The organism is Megamonas sp. (assembly GCF_986095205.1).
The window spans coordinates 51128-71988 of sequence record NZ_CFQVBI010000071.1 but is presented as its reverse complement, the minus strand read 5'-3'; the positions used below and the strand labels follow the sequence as shown (position 1 = coordinate 71988).

General features: G+C 32.0%; 21 protein-coding genes. 9 read left to right on the top strand and 12 right to left on the bottom strand.

Annotated elements, in window-relative coordinates; genetic code table 11:
* Positions 1 to 61 precede the first annotated feature (61 nt).
* The 4 genes from ahbA (at position 62) to AC5LAX_RS10480 (ending at position 3171) form a co-directional block, all read left to right on the top strand.
* Positions 62 to 514: a siroheme decarboxylase subunit alpha gene (gene ahbA, locus AC5LAX_RS10495; protein WP_008537176.1), complete on the top strand. Its 453-nt coding sequence runs from the start codon at positions 62 to 64 to the stop codon at positions 512 to 514.
* Positions 515 to 657: 143 nt separating this feature from the next.
* On the top strand, positions 658 to 1137 hold the full coding sequence (ahbB, locus tag AC5LAX_RS10490; protein ID WP_018999795.1) for a siroheme decarboxylase subunit beta: 480 nt from the start codon (positions 658 to 660) through the stop codon (positions 1135 to 1137).
* Between the two features lie 18 nt (positions 1138 to 1155).
* Entirely contained in the window at positions 1156 to 2340 is a 1185-nt protein-coding gene (locus AC5LAX_RS10485; RefSeq protein WP_022228246.1) for a pyridoxal phosphate-dependent aminotransferase, read from the top strand.
* Between the two features lie 63 nt (positions 2341 to 2403).
* A complete protein-coding gene (locus tag AC5LAX_RS10480) occupies positions 2404 to 3171 on the top strand; it encodes an SDR family oxidoreductase (protein WP_288909236.1) in 768 nt (255 codons plus the stop codon).
* A gap of 75 nt (positions 3172 to 3246) precedes the next feature.
* On the opposite strand, the gene AC5LAX_RS10475 is transcribed toward AC5LAX_RS10480, so the two are convergent.
* The 3 genes from AC5LAX_RS10475 to AC5LAX_RS10465 form a co-directional block, all read right to left on the bottom strand.
* Positions 3247 to 4914, bottom strand: a complete 1668-nt coding sequence (locus AC5LAX_RS10475; RefSeq protein WP_018999798.1) for a SulP family inorganic anion transporter — start codon at positions 4912 to 4914, stop codon at positions 3247 to 3249.
* Positions 4915 to 5204: 290 nt separating this feature from the next.
* Positions 5205 to 5705: an O-acetyl-ADP-ribose deacetylase gene (locus AC5LAX_RS10470; protein WP_288909237.1), complete on the bottom strand. Its 501-nt coding sequence runs from the start codon at positions 5703 to 5705 to the stop codon at positions 5205 to 5207.
* Positions 5706 to 5738: 33 nt separating this feature from the next.
* Complete coding sequence (locus AC5LAX_RS10465) at positions 5739 to 6698, bottom strand: DUF2971 domain-containing protein (protein WP_278850384.1); 960 nt, start codon at positions 6696 to 6698, stop codon at positions 5739 to 5741.
* Positions 6699 to 6894: 196 nt separating this feature from the next.
* Between AC5LAX_RS10465 and AC5LAX_RS10460 the strand changes: the two genes are divergently transcribed.
* Together AC5LAX_RS10460 and AC5LAX_RS10455 are read left to right on the top strand one after the other, a co-directional pair.
* Positions 6895 to 7323, top strand: a complete 429-nt coding sequence (locus AC5LAX_RS10460; RefSeq protein WP_117977023.1) for a Panacea domain-containing protein — start codon at positions 6895 to 6897, stop codon at positions 7321 to 7323.
* Positions 7323 to 8309, top strand: a complete 987-nt coding sequence (locus AC5LAX_RS10455) for a hypothetical protein (RefSeq protein ID WP_288909238.1) — start codon at positions 7323 to 7325, stop codon at positions 8307 to 8309. Before AC5LAX_RS10460 ends, AC5LAX_RS10455 begins: the two co-directional genes overlap by 1 nt.
* A gap of 826 nt (positions 8310 to 9135) precedes the next feature.
* Here AC5LAX_RS10455 and AC5LAX_RS10450 read toward each other — a convergent pair.
* Entirely contained in the window at positions 9136 to 10020 is an 885-nt protein-coding gene (locus AC5LAX_RS10450; protein WP_288909239.1) for a LysR family transcriptional regulator, read from the bottom strand.
* Positions 10021 to 10207: 187 nt separating this feature from the next.
* Between AC5LAX_RS10450 and AC5LAX_RS10445 the strand changes: the two genes are divergently transcribed.
* The 3 genes from AC5LAX_RS10445 (at position 10208) to AC5LAX_RS10435 (ending at position 13718) form a co-directional block, all read left to right on the top strand.
* Positions 10208 to 11302 (top strand): alpha/beta hydrolase, encoded by a 1095-nt coding sequence (locus tag AC5LAX_RS10445; protein ID WP_258553983.1) that lies wholly within the window; start codon positions 10208 to 10210, stop codon positions 11300 to 11302.
* Positions 11303 to 11464: 162 nt separating this feature from the next.
* A complete protein-coding gene (locus tag AC5LAX_RS10440) occupies positions 11465 to 12496 on the top strand; it encodes an alpha/beta hydrolase (RefSeq protein WP_288909240.1) in 1032 nt (343 codons plus the stop codon).
* A gap of 43 nt (positions 12497 to 12539) precedes the next feature.
* Entirely contained in the window at positions 12540 to 13718 is a 1179-nt protein-coding gene (locus AC5LAX_RS10435) for an MFS transporter (protein ID WP_018999457.1), read from the top strand.
* A 52-nt stretch (positions 13719 to 13770) separates the two neighbouring features.
* Here the strand turns inward: AC5LAX_RS10435 and AC5LAX_RS10430 are convergent, their stop codons facing one another.
* The 8 genes from AC5LAX_RS10430 to mrdA all read right to left on the bottom strand — a co-directional run bounded on the left by AC5LAX_RS10430 (position 13771) and on the right by mrdA (position 20749).
* Positions 13771 to 14268, bottom strand: coding sequence for a GNAT family N-acetyltransferase (locus AC5LAX_RS10430; protein ID WP_008537194.1), 498 nt, complete (start codon positions 14266 to 14268; stop codon positions 13771 to 13773).
* A 15-nt stretch (positions 14269 to 14283) separates the two neighbouring features.
* Positions 14284 to 14898, bottom strand: a complete 615-nt coding sequence (locus AC5LAX_RS10425; protein ID WP_117584721.1) for an epoxyqueuosine reductase QueH — start codon at positions 14896 to 14898, stop codon at positions 14284 to 14286.
* 26 nt (positions 14899 to 14924) lie between these two features.
* Positions 14925 to 15929, bottom strand: coding sequence for a Holliday junction branch migration DNA helicase RuvB (ruvB, locus tag AC5LAX_RS10420; protein ID WP_008537196.1), 1005 nt, complete (start codon positions 15927 to 15929; stop codon positions 14925 to 14927).
* A gap of 38 nt (positions 15930 to 15967) precedes the next feature.
* Positions 15968 to 16954: a lysylphosphatidylglycerol synthase transmembrane domain-containing protein gene (locus AC5LAX_RS10415; protein ID WP_008537197.1), complete on the bottom strand. Its 987-nt coding sequence runs from the start codon at positions 16952 to 16954 to the stop codon at positions 15968 to 15970.
* Positions 16955 to 17128: 174 nt separating this feature from the next.
* Positions 17129 to 17401, bottom strand: coding sequence for a cell division topological specificity factor MinE (minE, locus tag AC5LAX_RS10410; protein ID WP_008537198.1), 273 nt, complete (start codon positions 17399 to 17401; stop codon positions 17129 to 17131).
* 19 nt (positions 17402 to 17420) lie between these two features.
* Positions 17421 to 18224, bottom strand: a complete 804-nt coding sequence (minD, locus tag AC5LAX_RS10405) for a septum site-determining protein MinD (RefSeq protein WP_008537200.1) — start codon at positions 18222 to 18224, stop codon at positions 17421 to 17423.
* A gap of 78 nt (positions 18225 to 18302) precedes the next feature.
* A complete protein-coding gene (locus AC5LAX_RS10400) occupies positions 18303 to 18926 on the bottom strand; it encodes a septum site-determining protein MinC (RefSeq protein WP_018999456.1) in 624 nt (207 codons plus the stop codon).
* Positions 18927 to 18946: 20 nt separating this feature from the next.
* Positions 18947 to 20749 (bottom strand): penicillin-binding protein 2, encoded by a 1803-nt coding sequence (mrdA, locus tag AC5LAX_RS10395; RefSeq protein ID WP_193526345.1) that lies wholly within the window; start codon positions 20747 to 20749, stop codon positions 18947 to 18949.
* Positions 20750 to 20861: the final 112 nt, after the last annotated feature.

Sequence of the window (20861 nt, the reverse complement as noted above, 5' to 3'; positions counted from 1 at the left end):
TGTATAATCTATAGTTTGTTACAATAAAAACCAGATATTTTGATAAACGAGGATTATTATTATGCTTACAAATTTTGATAAATCATTATTAAATATTATTCAAAGAAACTTGCCAATTAGTGAGCGTCCATTTTTGGAATTGGCTAAGATTTTAGAGACAACTGAAGACCATGTAATAGAGCGTTTACGTTATTTAAAAGAACATGGTTATATTCGCCGTATAGGGCCATTTTTTGATTCGGGAAAATTAGAGTATAAAGGAACTCTTGTGGCTTTAAAAGTAAAAGAAGGCTATATGCAACAAGTAGCTGAATTTATAAATCGCTATCCAGGGGCTACACATAATTACGAGCGTGAAGGCGAGTATAATTTATGGTTTACGCTACTTACACATAGCGAGGAAAAGAGAAAACAGATATTAGATGAAATCAAAGCTCAAGAAGGCGTAGAAAAATTGATGAATTTAGTATCTAATAAAAAATATAAGATAAATGTACAATTTAAATTAAAATGATTTATTTTTAGTATATTTATGCTTATAGATAGAATAACAAAGTTACAAATATATTTAATGACTTAGAAAAATTTTTTTGTATAAAGTAAAAAGATATAGAAAAAACGCTGTAATACTTGATTTTGTTGAAGAAAGGCAGACTAATGGATTTATTAGATAAACAAATTATTAGAATTATGCAAGATGAATTTCCACTTGTAAAAGAACCTTATAAAGAATTTGCAAAAAAACTTAATATATCTGAGCAGGAATTATTAAATCGTTTGCGAATTTATAAAGAAGAGGGTAAAATTCGTAAAATGGGTGCTGTACTTCGCCATGTAGAAGCAGGATTTCGTGCAAATGCTCTTTGTGCATGGGTAGTGCCAGTGGATAAATTAGATGAGATAGCACAAAAATTAGCTCAATGTCCATCTATTTCTCATTGTTATGATAGAAATACTACTCCAGATTGGCCATATAATATTTATACAATGATACATGCTCATACACGTCAAGAATGTGAAGTCATTGCAGAAAAATTGGCCAAAGAAAATAATCTTCAGCAATATACTATGCTTTATTCTGTGAAGGAATGGAAAAAAACAAGTATGCGATACTTTGATGAAGCTGAAGATGAATAATTTTTGGAAGGTGATTTAATGGTTTCAGAAAAAATGTATGAATTAGGTACAAAGAAATCTACTATTCGTACTATTTTTGAATATGGTCGCAAACGTGCGTTAGAAGTAGGAGAAGAAAATATCTATGATTTTAGCATAGGTAATCCAAATGTTCCTGCTCCTGATTTTGTAAAACAGGCTATCATTGATATTTTAAATGAAATGGATCCATGTGCTGTACATGGTTATACTGTAGCTCCAGGTAATCCAGAAGTTAGAGAAGTTTTAGCTAAAGATATCAATCGCCGTTTTGGTACTAATTTTGCTGGTAAAAATTTATTTATTACTGGCGGTGCTGCTGGTGCGATTACAATTACTTTTAAAGCTTTAAGTGAAGCAGGCGATGAATTCATCACATTTGCTCCATATTTTCCTGAATATAAATGCTTTGTAGAATCCACAGGAGCTAGTTTAAAAGTAGTTCCTGCCAAAATAGATGATTTTCAAATTCAATTTGATAAGTTTGAAGAAATGATAACTGCAAAAACAAAAGCAATTATCGTAAATTCACCTAATAATCCTAGCGGTGTTGTATATAGTGAAGAAACTATTAAAAAATTGGCAGAAGTTTTGAATGCAAAATCAAAAGAATATAATCACCCAATTTTCTTGATTTCTGATGAACCTTATCGTGAAATCGCTTATGGTGTAGATGTACCATATTTGCCAAAATACTATGATAATACGATTGTTTGCTATTCTTATAGTAAATCTTTCTCACTTCCTGGTGAACGTATCGGTTATATCGTAGTACCAGATGAAGTAGCTGACTTTGGCAAAGTTTATGGCGCTATTGCTGGAGCTGCTAGAGTATTGACTCACGTAAATGCTCCATCTTTATTCCAATTAGTAATTGCTCGTTGCGCAGGCAAAGAGTCCGATATGTCCACTTATGAAAAAAATGGTAAATTATTATACAATGGTCTTATCGAAGCTGGTTTTAAATGCGTAAAACCACAGGGAGCATTTTATCTTTTCCCTCAATCTTTAGAGCCAGATGATTATGCTTTTTGTAAACGCGCTCAAAAATATGATTTATTATTAGTTCCAGGTAGCGACTTTGGTTGCCCAGGACATTTCAGAGCTTCTTATTGCATAAAAACAGAAACAATTGAAAAATCTTTGCCTTTATTTAAAAAGTTAGCCGAAGAATATAAAAAATAAATTTTTTCATCAGCTTATCTAGCAAATAAAATTGGGGGAATTTTATTAGATGAGGTGATTTATATGTCTTTTATGGATAATTTTTATCTGACAAGTAAAAAGGCAATTATTACTGGTGGAGCAAAAGGCTTAGGATTGGGCATGACAAAGGCATTATGTCATGCAGGTGCAGAAGTTGTGATTATATCTTCTAGTGATAGTGCTAAAGAAGAAGCTGAAAAACTTTGTAAGCAGGGATTTTCAGTTTATGGTATCAAGGCAAATTTAATGAAACGACAAGATGTGCAATCATCATTTGATGAAGCATTAAATCATTTTGACGGTAAGCTTGATATTCTTGTGAATAATTCAGGTATGATACGTCGTCATAAATCTGAAGATTTTCCACTTGAAGATTGGGATAAAGTCATAAAGCTTAATTTAAATACAGTATTTCAGCTTTGCCAATTAGCTGGGAAAGTTATGCTAAAGCAAGGTAGTGGAAAAATAATAAATATAGCTTCTATGCTCAGTTTTTTTGGTGGATTTACCGTTCCGGCATATTCAGCAAGTAAAGGTGGTGTAGCACAGCTTACCAAAGCACTTGCTAATGAATGGTCAAGTAAAAATATACAAGTTAATGCTATAGCACCAGGTTATATGGCAACAGATATCAATCAAGCTTTAATTGATGATGAAAAGCGAAATCATGAGATATTAAGCCGTATACCAGCAGGACGTTGGGGTAATCCAGAAGACATGCAAGGGATTGTCGTATTCTTAGCATCAAATGCTTCTAATTATATTAATGGGGCAATAATTCCTGTAGATGGGGCATATTTGGCGAGATAAAAAATACCTCATAATATTAGATTGTACTAATATTATGAGGTATTTTTATATTTATTATTAAATATAAGTAAAAAATTATTTTTCTTTGTGTTTATTTTTTTCGGCTAAATCAGCTTCACATTTTTCAAGAGCTGTAGAGAATTTACGCCAGAGATGTTTTCTGCCTAATGTGCGGAATAATCCAGCACGATACATATGACGGCGAACTTGTGGATTAGCTTCGCAAAGATATACTTCAATGCCACGTTTTTGAAGATGTTTAACGATTTCATTGAGCATTTTAAGACCGCTTAAATCTACGAATGGCACGCTTTCAAAGCGTAAAATTAAAGATTTTGGATCTTTATCGATATGGGCAAGGGAACGTTCAAAGGCACTTACAGCACCGAAAAAGAGTGGCCCTTCGATAGTATAAACGAGCATTTCAGGGTGATGTTCCAATTCTTTTTGGAACTGTGGTTCAATTTCTGTATGATGAATAGCATGGACATCAACAGAGAATACCATTTTACGCATGAATTGTAAAATAGCAAGTACGACACCAACGTTTACAGCAACTACTAAATCAGTGAAGATAGTCAAAAAGAATGTGATGAGCAAAATAAGGGAGTCTGCACGAGGTGCAACACGGATAAGGCGAATAAAATTCGGTACATCACTCATATTGTAGGATACGACGAACAAAATTGCAGCCATGGAAGCAAGTGGAATATTAGCAGCAAGTGGAGCTAAGAAGAATAATACTAATACTAAAAATACGCAGTGAACTAAGCCTGCAAGTGGACTTGTACCACCTTGACGAATATTTGTAGCAGTACGAGCGATAGCACCAGTAGCAGCGATACCACCAAAGAGAGGACAAACGATATTAGCAAGACCTTGACCGAATAATTCTTGGTTAGAATTGTGTTGATGACCTGTCATACCATCAGCAACAACGGCGGATAATAATGATTCAATAGCACCGAGCATGGCAATAGTGAAAGCTGGGCCAATCAAAGCAAATACATCAGAAATAGATATTTCAGGAAGTGTGAGGCTTGGTAAGCCTTGAGGAATACCACCAAAAGCAGTGCCGATAGTAGCGACTCCAGGGAATTGGTAATAAGATTGGATACAAGTAGCGACAATCATTGCCCAAAGTGGTGCTGGAAGTTTTTTAGCAATAGGAATTTTAGGCATGATTAGGATAATAGCAAGGCTGATTAAACTAATCATGAGTGTAGGCATATGACTTTGTGGCAAAGATAAAATCATCAAATAAAGTTTTTCGTGGAACATTTCAGCGTGAGCGATTGGCGGAAAACCAAAGAAGGATTGCCATTGACCAACCCAAATAGTAACACCGATACCAGCAGTAAAGCCAACGATAACAGGAGCAGGAATAAAGCGAATGACATCACCGAGTTTGGCGATAGACATCAAAACTAAAATAATACCAGCCATGATAGTGGCGATTTGTAAGCCTGCTAGACCATATTGCATCAAAATGCCACTGAGTAAAACGATAAATGCACCTGTAGGGCCTGCAATCTGCACACGAGAGCCACCGAAAATAGAAACGAAAAATGCGGAAATAATAGCAGTATAAATACCTTGTGCAGGAGATACGCCACTAGCAATAGCAAATGCCATAGCAAGAGGCATAGCCACGATACCAACTACGATACCTGCGGAGATATTTTTTCCTAAATGTTCAGATTTGAATAAACCAGCGTTATAAGCTTCTTTTAATGCAATCAACAGTAATTCTCCTTTAGTTAAATATTAAATTGTTAAGTGAAAAACGATTAAAAAATATGTAATAGCTATAATTTTTCTTAGATGATAAAAGACCTCCTTTATAAATAAAATATAAGTGATAAATTTTTTATAAACTTCATAAATATGATAAAGCTGATAAAAAATACAAAGAATAGTTTATCACTAGATTTTAAGACTAGCAATAAAATTTAGGTGAAAAATAAAAAAGGAATTAGCAAAATACTAATTCCTAGTAAAATTTTAATAAAATATGATATAAAAATGTAGTTTTAAGCTTCAAGATATCGTTGATACATATTATAAGTTTTTTCATCAAAACAAGAGAAAATAATATCAAATTTATAATCTTTGTGCGTATCTAGCCATGTTTTGACTGTAGAGATAGCAATTTTTGTCGCTTCTTCTAGTGGATAATGATATACACCAGTGGAGATAGCAGGAAAGGCGATACTGTGAATATCGTGTTTCAAAGCTAAATCTAAAGAGTTTTTATAGCAATTGGCAAGTAGCGAAGCTTGATTTTTTTGAGTAGAATAAATTGGCCCTACTGTATGAATTACATATTTTGCTTTTAAATTATAGCCCTTAGTGATTTTAGCTTCACCAGTTTTACAGCCACCGAGAGTGCGACATTCTGCTAAAAGCTTATGCCCTGCACGGCGATGAATAGCACCGTCGACTCCACCACCGCCGAGAAGTGTTTTATTTGCAGCATTGACGATTGCATCACAATCAAGAATAGTAATATCACCTAAATCAATAGAAATCATATTAACACCTTCTATAAAATTTAATTAGCTAAATCATCTAATAGGAATTTTAGAAATAGTTATCTTTGTTTTTTTCAAGCCATTAGCCTTGAGAAAATGGCTTAATTCCTGTTTATTTTGTCTACACATAGCACCGAGAGTGATTTCAGGAATTAGTTCACTATCCCAAATATCGGCTAAACATAATTTATGATAACTGCGGATTTCATTTTTAAATAAAGAAAAATGCGTCTGTTCAATGGAAGACATTCGCAATAATGAATGGAATTTATCATGCAAAGGCTTGAGTGTAGCAGGCAAGATAATATTACGGCTCATGCTCAAAAAATCTTTTTTCATAGATAAAGTTTTAGGATAAAAAAGCAGACGAAACTCATGTTCATCAGCAAAATAATTATTTTTAGCAAAGTTCATGACTTTATTATAGGCAATGACTAAAACGATAAAGCCATATTGTTCGATATATTTTTGAAATGGCTCATTATAATTGCGGATTTGTTCTTCAAATAAATCGTAAAAACAAGCACAGATATGGGATAATTTATCTAAGATTTCAGCATCACTATAGAGAATTTTTTCTAGTTCTGTTATGGAAAAATGAGAATAATCTTTGAAATTTACATTGAGTTTATCCATATTGATACCGATACAAACACCACTATAACTAGAAGCATATCTTTCCCAATGTGATAGATTATCTTTTTTATCGGTTAAACTAAGCGAATAACCATCACTTTTTTTGAGATAATTTTTTAAATCAGGCATATGGGTTTCAAAACTTTTTTTCAATAATGATAGATATTGCTTGAAATTATCATCAGTGGAATTATTTATAATTTCGTCCATATCTTTGAGCATATGATTTACAGTATAATATCTTTCTGATTTATCATTAGAAGATTTTAGATTAGTCAGCCAAAGCTCACGGCTCATGATGATATTGTAAAGTGAATTGATTGATGTATAATGATAAAAAATATTTTGTCCGTCCATAATTATTACCTCGTAGAAGTCTTATTAATTATAATTATGATAGTGAATAATTATAATTGCAATAGAGAAAAATTTTGTTAAGTAATAAATATATTAATAAAATTATACTATAATGTAACATTCTTTTAAGATAATAGAAAAAATGTTATAATATCAATACAATAAATATAATTTTTGTATAGAGAGGAGGATTTTTATGAAATATAGTGCTTTAGATATTGCACATTATATAATAACTTATTCTTGTGAAATGAATATGCGTATAACAAATTTAAGATTACAAAAATTATTATATTTTATTCAACAAGAGTATTTAAAAGATTATGGGAAACCATTATTTCTTGATGATATTTGTGCATGGAAATATGGTCCAGTTGTACCGAATGTATATTATATTTATTCTGGATATGGTGGATTACCTATATTGAATAAATATGAATCTAATCTACCTAATGAAATAAAAAAATATATTGAAAAAATAGTAGATAAGTTAAAGAATAAAGATTCTTGGGATTTAGTAAATGATACGCATAAAGTAAATGGTGCATGGGATAAAATATATAAAAATGGTGAAGGGGATAGAAGATGTATTCCAATTGATTTGATACTAGGTGATGTCAAATAATGGAACAAAGAAATTTCAGTGATAGTAGTAATGATTTTAAAATATCTAAATTTATAAGAGATTTAAATCAAGATATATTATCTAAGAATGACATAAAACAAAGAATTAATTTATTGCTTGAAGAAGTTTATAATGGAGAGTATCGTCATTCATATGCTATGATTGCTGGTATACTAGTAGAAATAAAAATTAGTAGCAATGATAAAACAGAAGTATTTACTTGTTTATCAGAAAATTTACAAGTAGTAAAAGAAATTGTAGATGAAAATTTGGAATATGATAGTAGATTAGTTAAAATAAATAAATTATATGACCATATTACTTTAGAAATAACTAGATTTAATTATTTAGATCAGGTTGTTGGTAGACAAAGTGATTTAATAAATAAAGTTATAGAGCAAAGGGAAATATTTGATAAAACAACAGAAAAATTAAATAAAGACTTAAAAGATGTTGAAAGTTTGAAACCAGAAATCATAAGTATTATAGGTATTTTTTCAGCTATTACTTTAGCTTTTATTGGCGGTATGACTTTTACTAGTAGTACATTAACTAGTATAAATGAAGCATCAGCATATAAAGTAATATTTATATCATCAATATGTGGTATAGTAATATTTAATACTATTTTTTGCTTGATTTATATTATTAGTAAAATGATTAATAAAAATATTTTTTCTAGGTGTTCAAAATCAAATAATGATTGTTTAACTGGTATATGTAATGAAAATTGTTTTGCTTATAAAAAAATACAATATAGGTTACCTTATGTATATTGGATAAATTTTATTTTGATATCCATATTATGTTTAGACTTTGTTGCTTGGTTGTGTGATTTAAAATCTTTAGCTATAGTGTTTAGAGGGTACATTGCACAAATACCAGTTATAGTGGTAGATATTTTAAATTGGTCGTTAATATGTTTACCTATAATTATAATAATTTGTTATTTGGGTTTTAATTTTTATAATAAAATTCAAAGATGAAAAACAAAAAGGCTATTTCATAATGAAATAGCCTTTTATTCGTATTAGGGGTGTTTGTTCATTTCTTTGGTGGCAAAGAAACGAACTAAAGAAAGCCACCGCAGATAAAATTTTAGCTTTGAAAAAAATTACTATTTCATACATATTTGTTCATTTCTTTAGTGATAAAGAAACGAACCAAAGAAATCACCCGCTCACGCACTTTTTACTTTGTCAAAGATAAAAATATATCAACAACGTTCTAAACTCGCAAGGCTCAAACAGTAGAACTAAAAACGTAGCTATATTTTTATCTTTGCCAATAGCTAAAGCTACCATAAAAAGATGCTAAAATGCGGGAAAAAGTTTGGTGTTATTAAAGATTTTTTAATATAGATTTTATGTTCGTAATATAAGATTTGTATTATTTTGTGTTAGATAAAAAATAATAACCGAATATCCCTCACGTTAGCAAATTTTGCGGTAGCCGTAGGCTATTGGCAAGGATAAAACCATGACTATGAATTTAGCTCTACTGTTTGAGCGTAGCGAGTTTAGAGCGTTATAGTCATGATTTTATAATTGACAAAGAAAAATTGGTATCGGGAGGTAGAGTTCTTTTGTTACTTTTCTTGCTCATGAAAGAAAAGTAAGTATAAAATAGGGTGTTTGTTCATTTCTTTGATGACAAAGAAACGAACCAAAGAAATCACCCGCTCACGCACTTTTTACTTTGCTAATAGCTACCGTAAAAAGATGCTAAAATGCGGGAAATGTTTGGTGTTATTAAAGATTTTCAATAACTGACATTATCATTAAAATTTTAAAATGCGGAAAAAGTAACGTATTATTTATTGTGGGGTAGATATTCTTGGAGATTTTGTAAAAATAATTGAGCTGGTTTGGTGAGTATTTGATGTTTTTTCCAGACTAAATCAATTTGTGCTTCAAGTGGTGGATATAGTGGTTTGAAGCATAAATTAGTGCCGTTTGTATTTACTAGATTAGCAAGACAAAGGGCAGAGCCTAGATTTTCTTGAACCATGATAGAGGCGTTATAGATTAAGTTATAGTTAGCAACTATATTTAATTGTGTGAAATTTTGATTGAGCCAGCCTGCTATTTTATTGCTGACCATTGTTTGACCTGAACATATTAAGGGGATATTCAAAATATCTGAAGATGTTATATATTCTTTATCGGCAAGAGGAGAATTTTTTAACATCAATAGTCCCCAAATGTCTTTTACAGGTAAGGTGATAAAATTATATTTTTGTTTATCATGGGCATCAATCAATAAGCCAAAATCTAAGATACCTTTATCTAGTTGTTCGATTACAGTATCAGCATTGCCACTAAAGATATGATAATGTATATCTTTATGTGTTTTTTTTATTTTAGTCATAGTTTTGGCTAAAAATTTAAAAGCATTTGTTTCTGCACAGCCGATATATATATCGCCACTGATGATTTCATGAGAATTTTTCAGAACATTAATTGTTTTTGCTTGTAATAAAATTATTTCTTTGGCTTTGTTATATAAAAATAGACCTTCGGAAGTCAAAGTAATTTTGCGATTAGAGCGGATAAATAATTTACAATTTAGTTCTTTTTCTAAATCCATTAATTGACGAGATAAAGTGGGCTGTGTTATATGCAAAACTTGAGAAGCTTTTAAAATATTTTCTTCTTCAACTACTGTTACAAAATATTTTAAAACACGTATATCCATAAAAACCTCCAGATTTTAGTATTAAAAAATATAGATGAATTATATTATATTTTATTATGCTTAAAAAGTATAGTTGACTATTAAATATAAGTATTTGATATAGTAGAAATGGTAAATTATAATGAAAGCAAAGAAAAAATTATTTATTAATCTAAAAAAAGAGAGTAAATATAAAGGTGGGTTAGTGATGAACTTTAAGAAAAATTTAAAAATAGTTAGAGCAATTACCATGTGTTTGGCACTAGGGACAATGGGGTGCATAAATATGAATATGGTATCAGCAAGTGATAATTTGCAAGCACCAAAAAGTGCCTTCGATAAGAATTATAAACCAGATATGTCAAGAGGTGCAGATAATTTTTATCAAAGTGATAAAGTAAATATGCAAAAAGTTGAATTTAAAAATCAATATAATATGACAGTTGTGGGCAATTTATTCGTACCTAAAAATTTAGCGCAGAATGAAAAAGCTCCAGCTATTATCGTAGGACACCCTATGGGAGCGGTGAAAGAACAATCGGCAAATTTATATGCTACAAAAATGGCAGAACAAGGTTTTGTAACTTTAGCTATGGATTTATCTTTTTGGGGAGAAAGTGAAGGTCTGCCAAGAAATAGCGTATCTCCTGATATTTATGCAGAAGATTTCAGTGCAGCAGTTGACTATTTAGGTACACGTGATTTTGTGGATAAAGATAGAATTGGTGTTATTGGTATCTGTGGTAGTGGTAGTTTTGCTATCAGCGAAGCAAAAATTGATTCTCGTTTAAAAGCTATAGCTACTGTTAGTATGTATGATATGGGTACAGCTACTAGAAGTGCTTTAGGTCATAGCCAAAGCGTAGAACAGAGAAAAGAAATCATCAAAGAAGCGTCTAATCAGCGTTATAGTGAATTTTTAGGGCAAGAACGCAAATATACAAGTGGTACAGCTGATAGATTGAGTGAAAATCCTTCTGATATTGAAAAAGAATTTTATGATTTTTATCGTACTACAAGAGGATATAGTGCAAATACAACAACACACCCAACACTTACAAGTAATGTGAAATTCATGAATTTCTATCCATTTAATGATATCGAAACAATTTCTCCAAGACCATTGTTATTTATCGCTGGAGAAGATGCTCATTCTAAAGAATTTAGTGAAGATGCTTATAAATTAGCAGCAGAGCCAAAAGAATTATATATTGTACCGAATGCAGGTCATGTGGATTTATATGATAGAACAGATGTAATTCCATTTGCAAAACTAACAGAGTTTTTTAAAGATAATTTATAAGAAATAAAAAATTTACTTAAAAGAATTTTAAAGTAATTAAGTATTTAACGTAGTATTTGTTAGTGAGAAAGAGAAGTAATGTTACTTCTCTTTTTTATTGGTAAGTGAAATTGGAAGTAATTTTTAATCAAAAATAATATAAATAAAAGGGAGCGATAAAAGATGAAATTATGTATGAAAATAATATTATGCTGTTATTTAATTTTGATGATGTCTGTTAGTGCACTGGCAAAAGATATATCTGATACAGAAACAAGAACAGATAAAGAATTATTACCAGCATTAAAACAAAGTAGCGAGATGGATTTTGCTAAAACTGGTGTACAAGGATATAAGGATTTATTCAATAATTTAGTTGGTTCTAAGGATTTACCAAAAGATGAAAATGTAAATGTATATGATGTATATGTAGAAAATCCTGATAGTGATAAGGATTTACGTTTGCGCATTTATAAGCCAGTGAATAAACAAGATAATTTAGCTGGTATTTTGTGGATACATGGTGGTGGATATTTATTTGGTGTGCCTGAACAAGATGAAATGCAAAGTATTCGCTTTGCTAAAGAAGTAAGTGCAGTAGTTGTAGCCGTAGATTATAGATTAGCGCCTGAAAATAAATATCCAGCTAGTTTAAATGACTGCTATACAGCCTTAGGTTATTTATTTAAAAATGCAGATAAATTAGGTGTAGATAAGGATAGAATTGCTGTAGCTGGTGCTAGTGCAGGTGGCGGATTATGTGCAGCTACTGCTTTAATGGCTAGAGATAAAGGCGAATATAAATTAGCTTTTCAAATGCCTCTTTATCCAATGATTGACGATAGATTTCAGACACCAGCAAGTCAAGAAAATATAGATTTGCGAGTTTGGAATAATGTAGCTAATAAATACGCATGGCATGCTTATATTGGTGATTTAGCAGGAACAGATGAAGTGTCTTATTATATGGCTCCAGCTAGAGCAAAAGATTTGACAGGTTTGCCACCAGCATATTCTTGTGTAGGTAATTTAGACCCATTTAGAGATGATACTATAAATTATATGGCAAGATTAGCTCAAGCAGGTGTGCCAGCAGAATTACATGTTTATCCAGGAGCGTATCATGCTTTTGAAGTGATTGCACCTGATACACAATATGCAAAAGATGTAGTCAATGAATATGTAAAAGTTTTAAATAAAGCTTTGAATAAATAAAATAATTTATTGATATTTTCAAGATGTATTTAGGAGCGAAATTATGACTAAGAATAATTTAATCGTATTTATTTTGACTATAGGCGTATTTAGTATCTTAAATACGGAGATGGGTGTCATTGGTATATTGCCAATAGTTGCAAGTACTTATAATATAGAAATATCTGTGGCGGGTTTATTAGTTAGTTTATTTGCTTTAGCAGTAGCTGTGTCTGGCCCGATATTACCTTTATTATTATCTAAATATAATCGCAAAACGATTATGATAATATCTTTGGGAACTTTTTTTATCTGTAATGTAATATCTGCCTTTGCAGGAAGTTTTTGGCTTGTATTAGTGGCAAGAGTAGTGCCTGCCTTTTTACACCCTGTATATGTTTCATTATCCTTTGCGATAGCTTCTTCATCTGTATCAGAAAAAGAAGCACCTAAGGCAGTGGCAAAAGTAATGGTTGGTGTTTCGGCTGGTATGGTACTTGGTGTACCAGTTATGAGTTATATTGCAAATTTATTTTCTTTAGAAATAGCTATGCTTGCTTTTGCTTTGGTGAATTTAATCGCTTTAGCATTGACAATAATATATGTACCATCTATGCCAGTTAAAGAAAAAATGTCTTATGGCTCTCAGCTCAAAATTTTAAAAGATATTAATTTATGGTGGGCTTTGATAGCTGTAATTTTATTAAATGGTGCAAATTTTGGTGTATATAGTTATTTAGCCGATTATTTAGAAAGAGTATCGCTATTATCCACAGAATTTGTGAGCATTACACTTTTGATTTTTGGTTTAGCAAATATTTTAGGCAATGTTATTGCTGGTAGATTATTAAGCCAAAGACCACTTTCATTTGTAGGGATATATCCATTTTTATTGACAGTATTATTTTTAGTAATGCTATTTTTAGGCAATATGGGATTTGTAATCATGGGTATAGTTTTAATCTGGGGAATACTCGTGGGTTGTGCTGCTAATATTAATCAGTATTGGATAACAAGAGTGGCATCTAATGTGCCTGATTTTGCTAATGCTTTATTTTTGGTAGCTACAAATGTAGGTACTTGTATAGCAGCTTTTGTATGTGGTATTTTCATTGATGAATTTGGTATAAATAATGTAGTTTTAGGTGGTATTTTATTCACTGTATTAAGTATAGGTTTCTTCTTTGCGGGAATAAAAAAATCACCAAAGGAAAAAATGTTAAAAGTAAATAAAGCAGTATAAAAAAATCCTCTATAGTTAAATGAATTATTCATCACTAACTATAGAGGATTTTTTATATATTTAGGAGCATGTCATACCAGACAACGCCACCATGTGTAGATTTAGAAATACCTAAATTTTGGAATCCGAATTGTTCATAAAATGGAATAAGTTGATGTTTACAACATAAAATAATTCCAGTGCGTTTTTCTTTTTGAGCCTTTTCAATAAGATTTTTCATTAATTTAGTTGCAATGCCTAAATGTTGATAAGATGGCAATACATCAATACCAAAGATTGTTTGATACTTTCCTTGTGGTTGATGAAGTTTAGCATTTGTATACATTTCATCAGTAATAGTTTCTTCATCAGTTACCATACCATTGACAAAACCTATAATTTCATTGTCATCATGTTTATGAATTTTGGCTACTAAGAAATGATTAGGAAATACATCAAATCTGGATTTTAAAGTATTTAAACTAGCACTTTCTTGGGATGAAAAACATATTTGCTCAATATCTGCAAGAGTTATTAAATCATCAGCTGTTGCAGTAGTAATAGATATCATAAAAACCCCATCACATCATTTATTATTTTGCTCATTAAAGAGAGCTTTTAATTTTTTTTTGCGTTTTTTCTTGAAAGAATTGGAATAACGTTCTTCTTCACTGAAGATACAACCACAATAAGGTTGACGATATAATTCTAAATCAATGCTTGTTTGTGTTCCTTCAGCAAATCCTGGTCGAAAATCTTCATAGAAGAAAGGAATACCTACCGCTTGAGAAATTTTTTGAGCGACATCTTTCATCATTTCATGGTTTTGATAAGGACTGACAAATAAAGTTGATGAGAATGCATCAAAATTATTTTCTTTAGCATAGATTGCTGTTTGATGAAGTCGCCAAGCATAACACATACGGCAGCGTCGATTATCTAAATTAAGACCATCTGTATTTTTTTCGATAGTTAAAGCACGTTGTAAAAAATCTCGTAATTGATAATTTGTATCTACGATAAGTTTTAAATCAACTTTTTGTGCATATTCTTGTGCAGTTGCTAAACGGTGCTTAAATTCTTTATAAGGGTGAATATTAGGATTGAAAAAATATCCTGTAATATCATGACCTTCTGAGCGAAGTTTTGGCACTGGATAACAAGCGCATGGACCACAACACATATGAAGTAATATATTCATTTATAAACTCCCTAAATAAATATAAATTATTCCGTTTTTGTTAAACCAAGATGTTCATAACCAAGCTTGGTAACAACTCGCCCTCTAGGAGTGCGATTGATAAAGCCTAATTGAAGTAAATAAGGCTCATAAACATCACCGATAGTATCTGTTTCTTCGCTTACTGCTGCAGCTAATGTTTCAAGACCAACAGGGCCACCACCGAATTTATTAATCATAGTGAGTAAAATATTGCGGTCGATATGGTCAAGTCCCATCTTGTCAATTTCAAGCATAGCTAGAGCTGTATCTGCGATTTCATCAGTGATGATACCGTCGCCTTTTATTTGAGCGAAATCACGAACTCGTTTTAAAAGGCGATTAGCTACTCGAGGTGTTCCACGAGAGCGACGCGCGATTTCCAAAGCTCCTCTATCTTCGATAGGTATATTTAAGATTTCAGCGGAGCGCTTGATAATAAAAACTAATGATTCAGGCGTGTAATATTCTAGGCGAGAAATAACACCAAAGCGATCACGTAGTGGAGAAGCCAAGGCACCAGCTTTAGTAGTCGCTCCAATGAGTGTAAATGGTGCAATGTCAAGACGAATAGAGCGAGCGCTTGGCCCTTTACCGATGATGATATCCAAGGCAAAATCTTCCATAGCGGAATATAAAACTTCTTCTACGCTGTGAGAAAGACGGTGAATTTCATCAATGAATAATACATCTTTTTCGGTGAGATTCGTAAGTAGTGCCGCTAAATCGCCAGAGCGTTCAATAGCTGGCCCAGAAGTTACACGGAAGTTTACTCCCATTTCATTAGCGATAATATTGGCAAGTGTAGTTTTACCGAGTCCAGGAGGTCCGTATAAAAGTACATGGTCAAGAGCTTCATTGCGATTTAAAGCTGCTTGAATGAAAATAGATAAATTATCTTTGACTTTATCTTGTCCTATATATTCTTGTAATTTCTTAGGGCGTAGAGAATACTGCCAATTATCAATATCCATCTCGCCACCAGAAACTATGCGTTCATTAAAGTCTTCCATTAAATAAAATTTGCCTCCATAAATAAAATTTTAAAAGATTATTTTATAAGTGGTTTATTTAAAAAATCTCGACCAAAGACTTTAATTGTATAGTAAAAACCAATGAGGAAAGGTATATATTCAGCGATTAAGCGCCATGTAACAGCTACAATACCGACAGTACCTTCTGGCAACATAGAGTTGAACAATAATATAAAGCCACCTTCGGCGATACCAGAACCCCCTGGCGTTGGAGAAAAGTAAAGTAAGATATTTAAAATTATCATACGTCCCATGGCTAAGACACCATCAAAATCATCAGTTAAACTAAACATTAAAATTGGTACGATAGCATAGATAAAAAGTAAACTTAAGCCCGACGTAATATAGACTTTAAGCATTTTTAAAGGTGAAGCTAATAAAAGTTTTATAGCTAATTTATTATCTCGATAAAAAGAAAGAAATGCTTTTGCTTTTTTATAAGAAAGTCGACGAACAAATTTAATTACTAGATAATCTAAGTAATTATGCTTGAAACACCAAATCAACATTAAAATGACTAAAAAAGCCAAACTAGAGATAATCATTAAAGTTTCATCAGAAATCCATGGGATTATACCTGCATCATGCATAAAGATGAATGGCATGCACATGATTAAAAACATGATAGATAAAATTGTGCGGACAATGACAATTATAGTGGCCTTTCCGACAGGTATTTCAGCATGACGTAAAAAGAGTACTTGAGCAATTGCACCACCGCTGAAACCAGGTGTTAGCAGTGCTAAGAAATAATTGCCAAATACTACATGTAATGCTTGTGAAAATGAGATTTTTTCGTTGGAGATATTAACTAACTGGACAAGTCTTAAACCATCTAAAAATAAACCAAAGCTAATGGAAATCAAAGCTGCGATTATTGCTAGAGGATTGAACTGTGTCAAACTAGATAAAGTATTAATATCCACTGTGAAATAGATGACTCCAGCAGAAATCACAGATACGAAAAAAATTAAGACACAAAGTCTTTTATGGAATTTGTTCATTAATATAAACCTCATTAATATGGGATAATTTGATAATCATTATGTTATATTGTACCATTTTTTTAGATGAAGTGTAAAGCAAAGCAATAAATACTAATCTAATAAATAGATGATAAATATTGAGTAAAAAATAAAAGGACAAGCACTTATTAAAAATAAATGCTTGCCTATAATTTATCTTTTAGCTTGATTTTTGATGCGATTTACAGGGATATTAGCTAATAATGCAACAGAATTATCATCATTTTCTAGCGAAATTTCCATTTCATTTTTATTTATATCCATGTAATGAGAAATTACCTCAATTATATCGTTTTTTAAAGCTTGCATAACTTCAGGAGAAATATTAGCACGGTCATGAATTAATACAACTTTTAATCTATCTTTAGCAATTTCTTTAGATGTTTTTTGATTTCTATTTAATAATTTCATTACAACCTCAAACATAATATTATGCTCTCCTTAATTAAAATAATTTTTTTAATCTATCAAAGAAAGACTCTTTAGTACGGAAAGTCATAAATGGAACATCTTCACCACAAAGACGTCTAGTGATATTTTGATAAGCTATACCAGCTTGAGATTTTGTATTAGCGATTACAGGTTCACCACGGTTAGTAGAAGATACGACCATTTCATCATCTGGAATTTGACCGATACATTTTATGGCTAAGATATCGTTGATATCATCAAGGTCTAGCATTTCACCTTTAGCTACCATATCAGGACGAATTCTGTTGACGATTAATAAGATATTTTCTTTATCAGCGCGGTTCAATTCACCAATAATTTTATCAGCATCACGAACAGCAGAGATTTCAGGCATAGTAACAACTAAAGCGATATCAGCAGCAGCTACAGCTGTTTTGAAACCTTGTTCAATACCAGCAGGGCAGTCAATCAAGATGAAATCAAAATCTGCACTCATTTCTGAACATAAAGCGACAACTTGTTCAGGAGATACGGCGAGTTTATCTTTTGTCTGGGATGTAGGCAATAAGAATAATGTCTCATATTTTTTATGGCGAACAAGGGCTTTTTTGTAAGGAATTTTACCAGATGTTACATCTACTAAATCATACATAATGCGATTTTCTAAACCTAATAATAAATCAAGATTGCGAAGCCCTGTATCTGTATCAATAAGTGCGACTTTATATCCTTTCATGGCAAGACCAGCACCTATATTGGCTGTAGTAGTAGTTTTGCCTACACCACCTTTACCAGAAGTAATAACAATGATTTTACAATTTGTATTAGTTTGGGTCATATAAGATTACTGTTGCCTTTTTGCACTACAAGACAAACAGAAAAGCACCTCTCTTTACAATTATATACTTTGTGCAAATTAATTTTCTCGATTGAATGGCTCTAGGATAATGGTATTATCACAGATAATAGCTTTTTCAGGAGTTGATGATTTTTTATTATCAGTAATGTTTTCACTATTATCTGGTGCTCTAGCAATTAAATGTGCTATGCGTATTTGCAGTGGCGATAATTTATCAGCAATTATATAAGAATTAATATCGCCATAGGCTCCAGCATAGACAATGCCACGACAATGACCATGAATATCAATATTTCCACCAGCTATGATTTTAGCACCAGGATTGACATTTCCTTCAATGACGATAGAGCCTTTAGAAAAAATTTCTTCGCCTCCACGTACAGTGCGTTTGATGATTAATGGCGGATTTTGTGCTGAACAATGTTGGTTTGTAGCTGTCTTATCAACAGCTACAATTTTTAAATTTAATTGATATTGTTTTAAGATATCAGCTAAGATATTTTGCTCTTCTTGAGAGAATTTATCATCTTTGAGCAATATAGTAGTATTAGCTTCAAAAAAATTGGAACAAGAAGCTAATTTTTTACTTAATGCTTCTTTAATTTGATTGAAATTAGCTTTTTTTGTTATGACTAAAATTAAGCCATCATTAGAACCTTTAAACGTTATTAATTCATTCATATAATCACTTCATTTTATTATTATTGTTGTGCAGGAGCTGGTTGATTTTCTGGAGTTTTCGGCTTATCTAAACCAAAAGCAGCACTTAGAATTTTATATCCAATAGGTACGGCAGAAGTAGCACCATAACCTGCATTTTCTACGATAACAGCTACAGCAATATTAGGATTATCAAATGGACCGTAAGCTACAAACCAACCATGTTCACGACCATGAGAGTTTTCGGCAGTACCTGTTTTACCAGCAATTGGCACAGGGAAGTCTTTAAACATGGCAGCTGCTGTACCGACAGTACTAACTTCATGTAGACCTTCTTGAACAAGACTGATAACAGATGGATCGATATTTAAATCACGTTCAACTACTGGATCAAAATGTTTGATTACCGTACCATCTGGAGCAATGATATCTTTTACTAAATATGGGCGATATTTTTTACCACCATTAGCAGCTTCACTCATAACTAAAGCCATTTGTAATGGTGTAGCAAGTGTAAACCCTTGACCTATGGAAGCGTCAAATGTTTCAGCAAGATACCAATCTTCATCAAATACCTTACGTTTGTATTCAGGGCAAGCGACATTACCTACAGCTTCATATGGTAAGTCTATGCCTGTTTTTTCACCAATACCAAAGATACGAGCCCATTTTGCTAATCTATCGATGCCTAAACGGTTACCCATTTCGTAGAAATAAACGTTATCAGAATGAGCTAAGGCTTGTTCAAAATTGATATAACCTAAAGCTTCACCATCAGCATTTGTTTTTGGAATTATCCAGTGCTGACCAGAGTCAAAAATCAATTCATCAGGAGTTACTACTTTTTCCATTAAAGCAGCGGTACCTGTGATGATTTTGAAAGTGGAACCAGGAGGATATTCACCAGTTACAGCTTTATTATCAAGAGGATAATGTGGATTATTATTTATAGCATTCCAGTCTTTAGTGGAAATACCAAGAGCAAATAAATTTGGGTCATAAGTTGGACGACTAACCATAGCTAATACTTCGCCAGTTTGAGGATTTAATACTACAGCGGCAGCAGCCTGCGCATTGATGCCAGACATTACTTCGTCCATGGCTTTTTCTGTAGCTTCTTGAAGATTGTGGTCAATAGTCAAAGTAAGACTTGCACCACTTACAGGATTTTTCATGCCTAGACGTTGAACAGGACGACCGGTAACGTCAACTTCGACTTGTTCACCACCAGGAATACCACGAAGGTATTTATCATAGTATTTTTCAAGACCGAATTTACCAATGATATCACCTAATTTATAGGAATCATCACCAGCTTTTTTCTTGTCTTCAAGTTCACTATCGCTGATTTCACTTACATAACCAAGAGCATGAGCTCCTTCATATTTATAGATATAATTACGTACTGGTTTTGTATCGATAAATACACCTGGGTATAAATCTTGTTGTTCTTCAATGATAGTTACTATTTCAGGTGGCACATCTATTTTTAAGGTAACAGGGTCAAAACCAGAGTGATGAGCAATTTTTTCATTTATTTCATCAACACTGATATTTAATAAAGTAGCCAAACGAGCCACTACTTCAGGAGATACAGGCTCTAAAGATGGCAATAATTCTACAGTAAAAGCAGGTCGATTATTTACTAATTGTACACCATTGCGGTCATAGATAATGCCTCGAGGTGCAGACGTGGAAACAAGACGAATGCGGTTACCATCTGCTAATTTAGAAAAATATTCGCCTTGATAGATTTGTAAATAAACTAATCGACTAATGAGTGCAACAACTATAAGTGTTACAATAGCAGCTAAAATTTTTAAACGTTTATCAAGAAATTTCAACTTTAATTTACTCCTATAATAAATTAAGACACCCTTAGGTGTCTTAAAGTCATTTAATATCGTATAGATATAAAAATATGCTTACCTAAAAGTTAATATAATTATATCATAC

Coding starts and splice junctions, on each gene's coding strand:
- ahbA (WP_008537176.1), top strand. CDS start 62: ATGCTTACAAATTTTGATAAATCATTATTAAATATTATTCAAAGAAAC.
- ahbB (WP_018999795.1), top strand. CDS start 658: ATGGATTTATTAGATAAACAAATTATTAGAATTATGCAAGATGAATTT.
- AC5LAX_RS10485 (WP_022228246.1), top strand. CDS start 1,156: ATGGTTTCAGAAAAAATGTATGAATTAGGTACAAAGAAATCTACTATT.
- AC5LAX_RS10480 (WP_288909236.1), top strand. CDS start 2,404: ATGTCTTTTATGGATAATTTTTATCTGACAAGTAAAAAGGCAATTATT.
- AC5LAX_RS10470 (WP_288909237.1), bottom strand. CDS start 5,705: ATGATTTCTATTGATTTAGGTGATATTACTATTCTTGATTGTGATGCA.
- AC5LAX_RS10465 (WP_278850384.1), bottom strand. CDS start 6,698: ATGGACGGACAAAATATTTTTTATCATTATACATCAATCAATTCACTT.
- AC5LAX_RS10460 (WP_117977023.1), top strand. CDS start 6,895: ATGAAATATAGTGCTTTAGATATTGCACATTATATAATAACTTATTCT.
- AC5LAX_RS10455 (WP_288909238.1), top strand. CDS start 7,323: ATGGAACAAAGAAATTTCAGTGATAGTAGTAATGATTTTAAAATATCT.
- AC5LAX_RS10450 (WP_288909239.1), bottom strand. CDS start 10,020: ATGGATATACGTGTTTTAAAATATTTTGTAACAGTAGTTGAAGAAGAA.
- AC5LAX_RS10445 (WP_258553983.1), top strand. CDS start 10,208: ATGAACTTTAAGAAAAATTTAAAAATAGTTAGAGCAATTACCATGTGT.
- AC5LAX_RS10440 (WP_288909240.1), top strand. CDS start 11,465: ATGAAATTATGTATGAAAATAATATTATGCTGTTATTTAATTTTGATG.
- AC5LAX_RS10435 (WP_018999457.1), top strand. CDS start 12,540: ATGACTAAGAATAATTTAATCGTATTTATTTTGACTATAGGCGTATTT.
- AC5LAX_RS10430 (WP_008537194.1), bottom strand. CDS start 14,268: ATGATATCTATTACTACTGCAACAGCTGATGATTTAATAACTCTTGCA.
- AC5LAX_RS10425 (WP_117584721.1), bottom strand. CDS start 14,898: ATGAATATATTACTTCATATGTGTTGTGGTCCATGCGCTTGTTATCCA.
- ruvB (WP_008537196.1), bottom strand. CDS start 15,929: ATGGAAGACTTTAATGAACGCATAGTTTCTGGTGGCGAGATGGATATT.
- AC5LAX_RS10415 (WP_008537197.1), bottom strand. CDS start 16,954: ATGAACAAATTCCATAAAAGACTTTGTGTCTTAATTTTTTTCGTATCT.
- minE (WP_008537198.1), bottom strand. CDS start 17,401: ATGTTTGAGGTTGTAATGAAATTATTAAATAGAAATCAAAAAACATCT.
- minD (WP_008537200.1), bottom strand. CDS start 18,224: ATGACCCAAACTAATACAAATTGTAAAATCATTGTTATTACTTCTGGT.
- AC5LAX_RS10400 (WP_018999456.1), bottom strand. CDS start 18,926: ATGAATGAATTAATAACGTTTAAAGGTTCTAATGATGGCTTAATTTTA.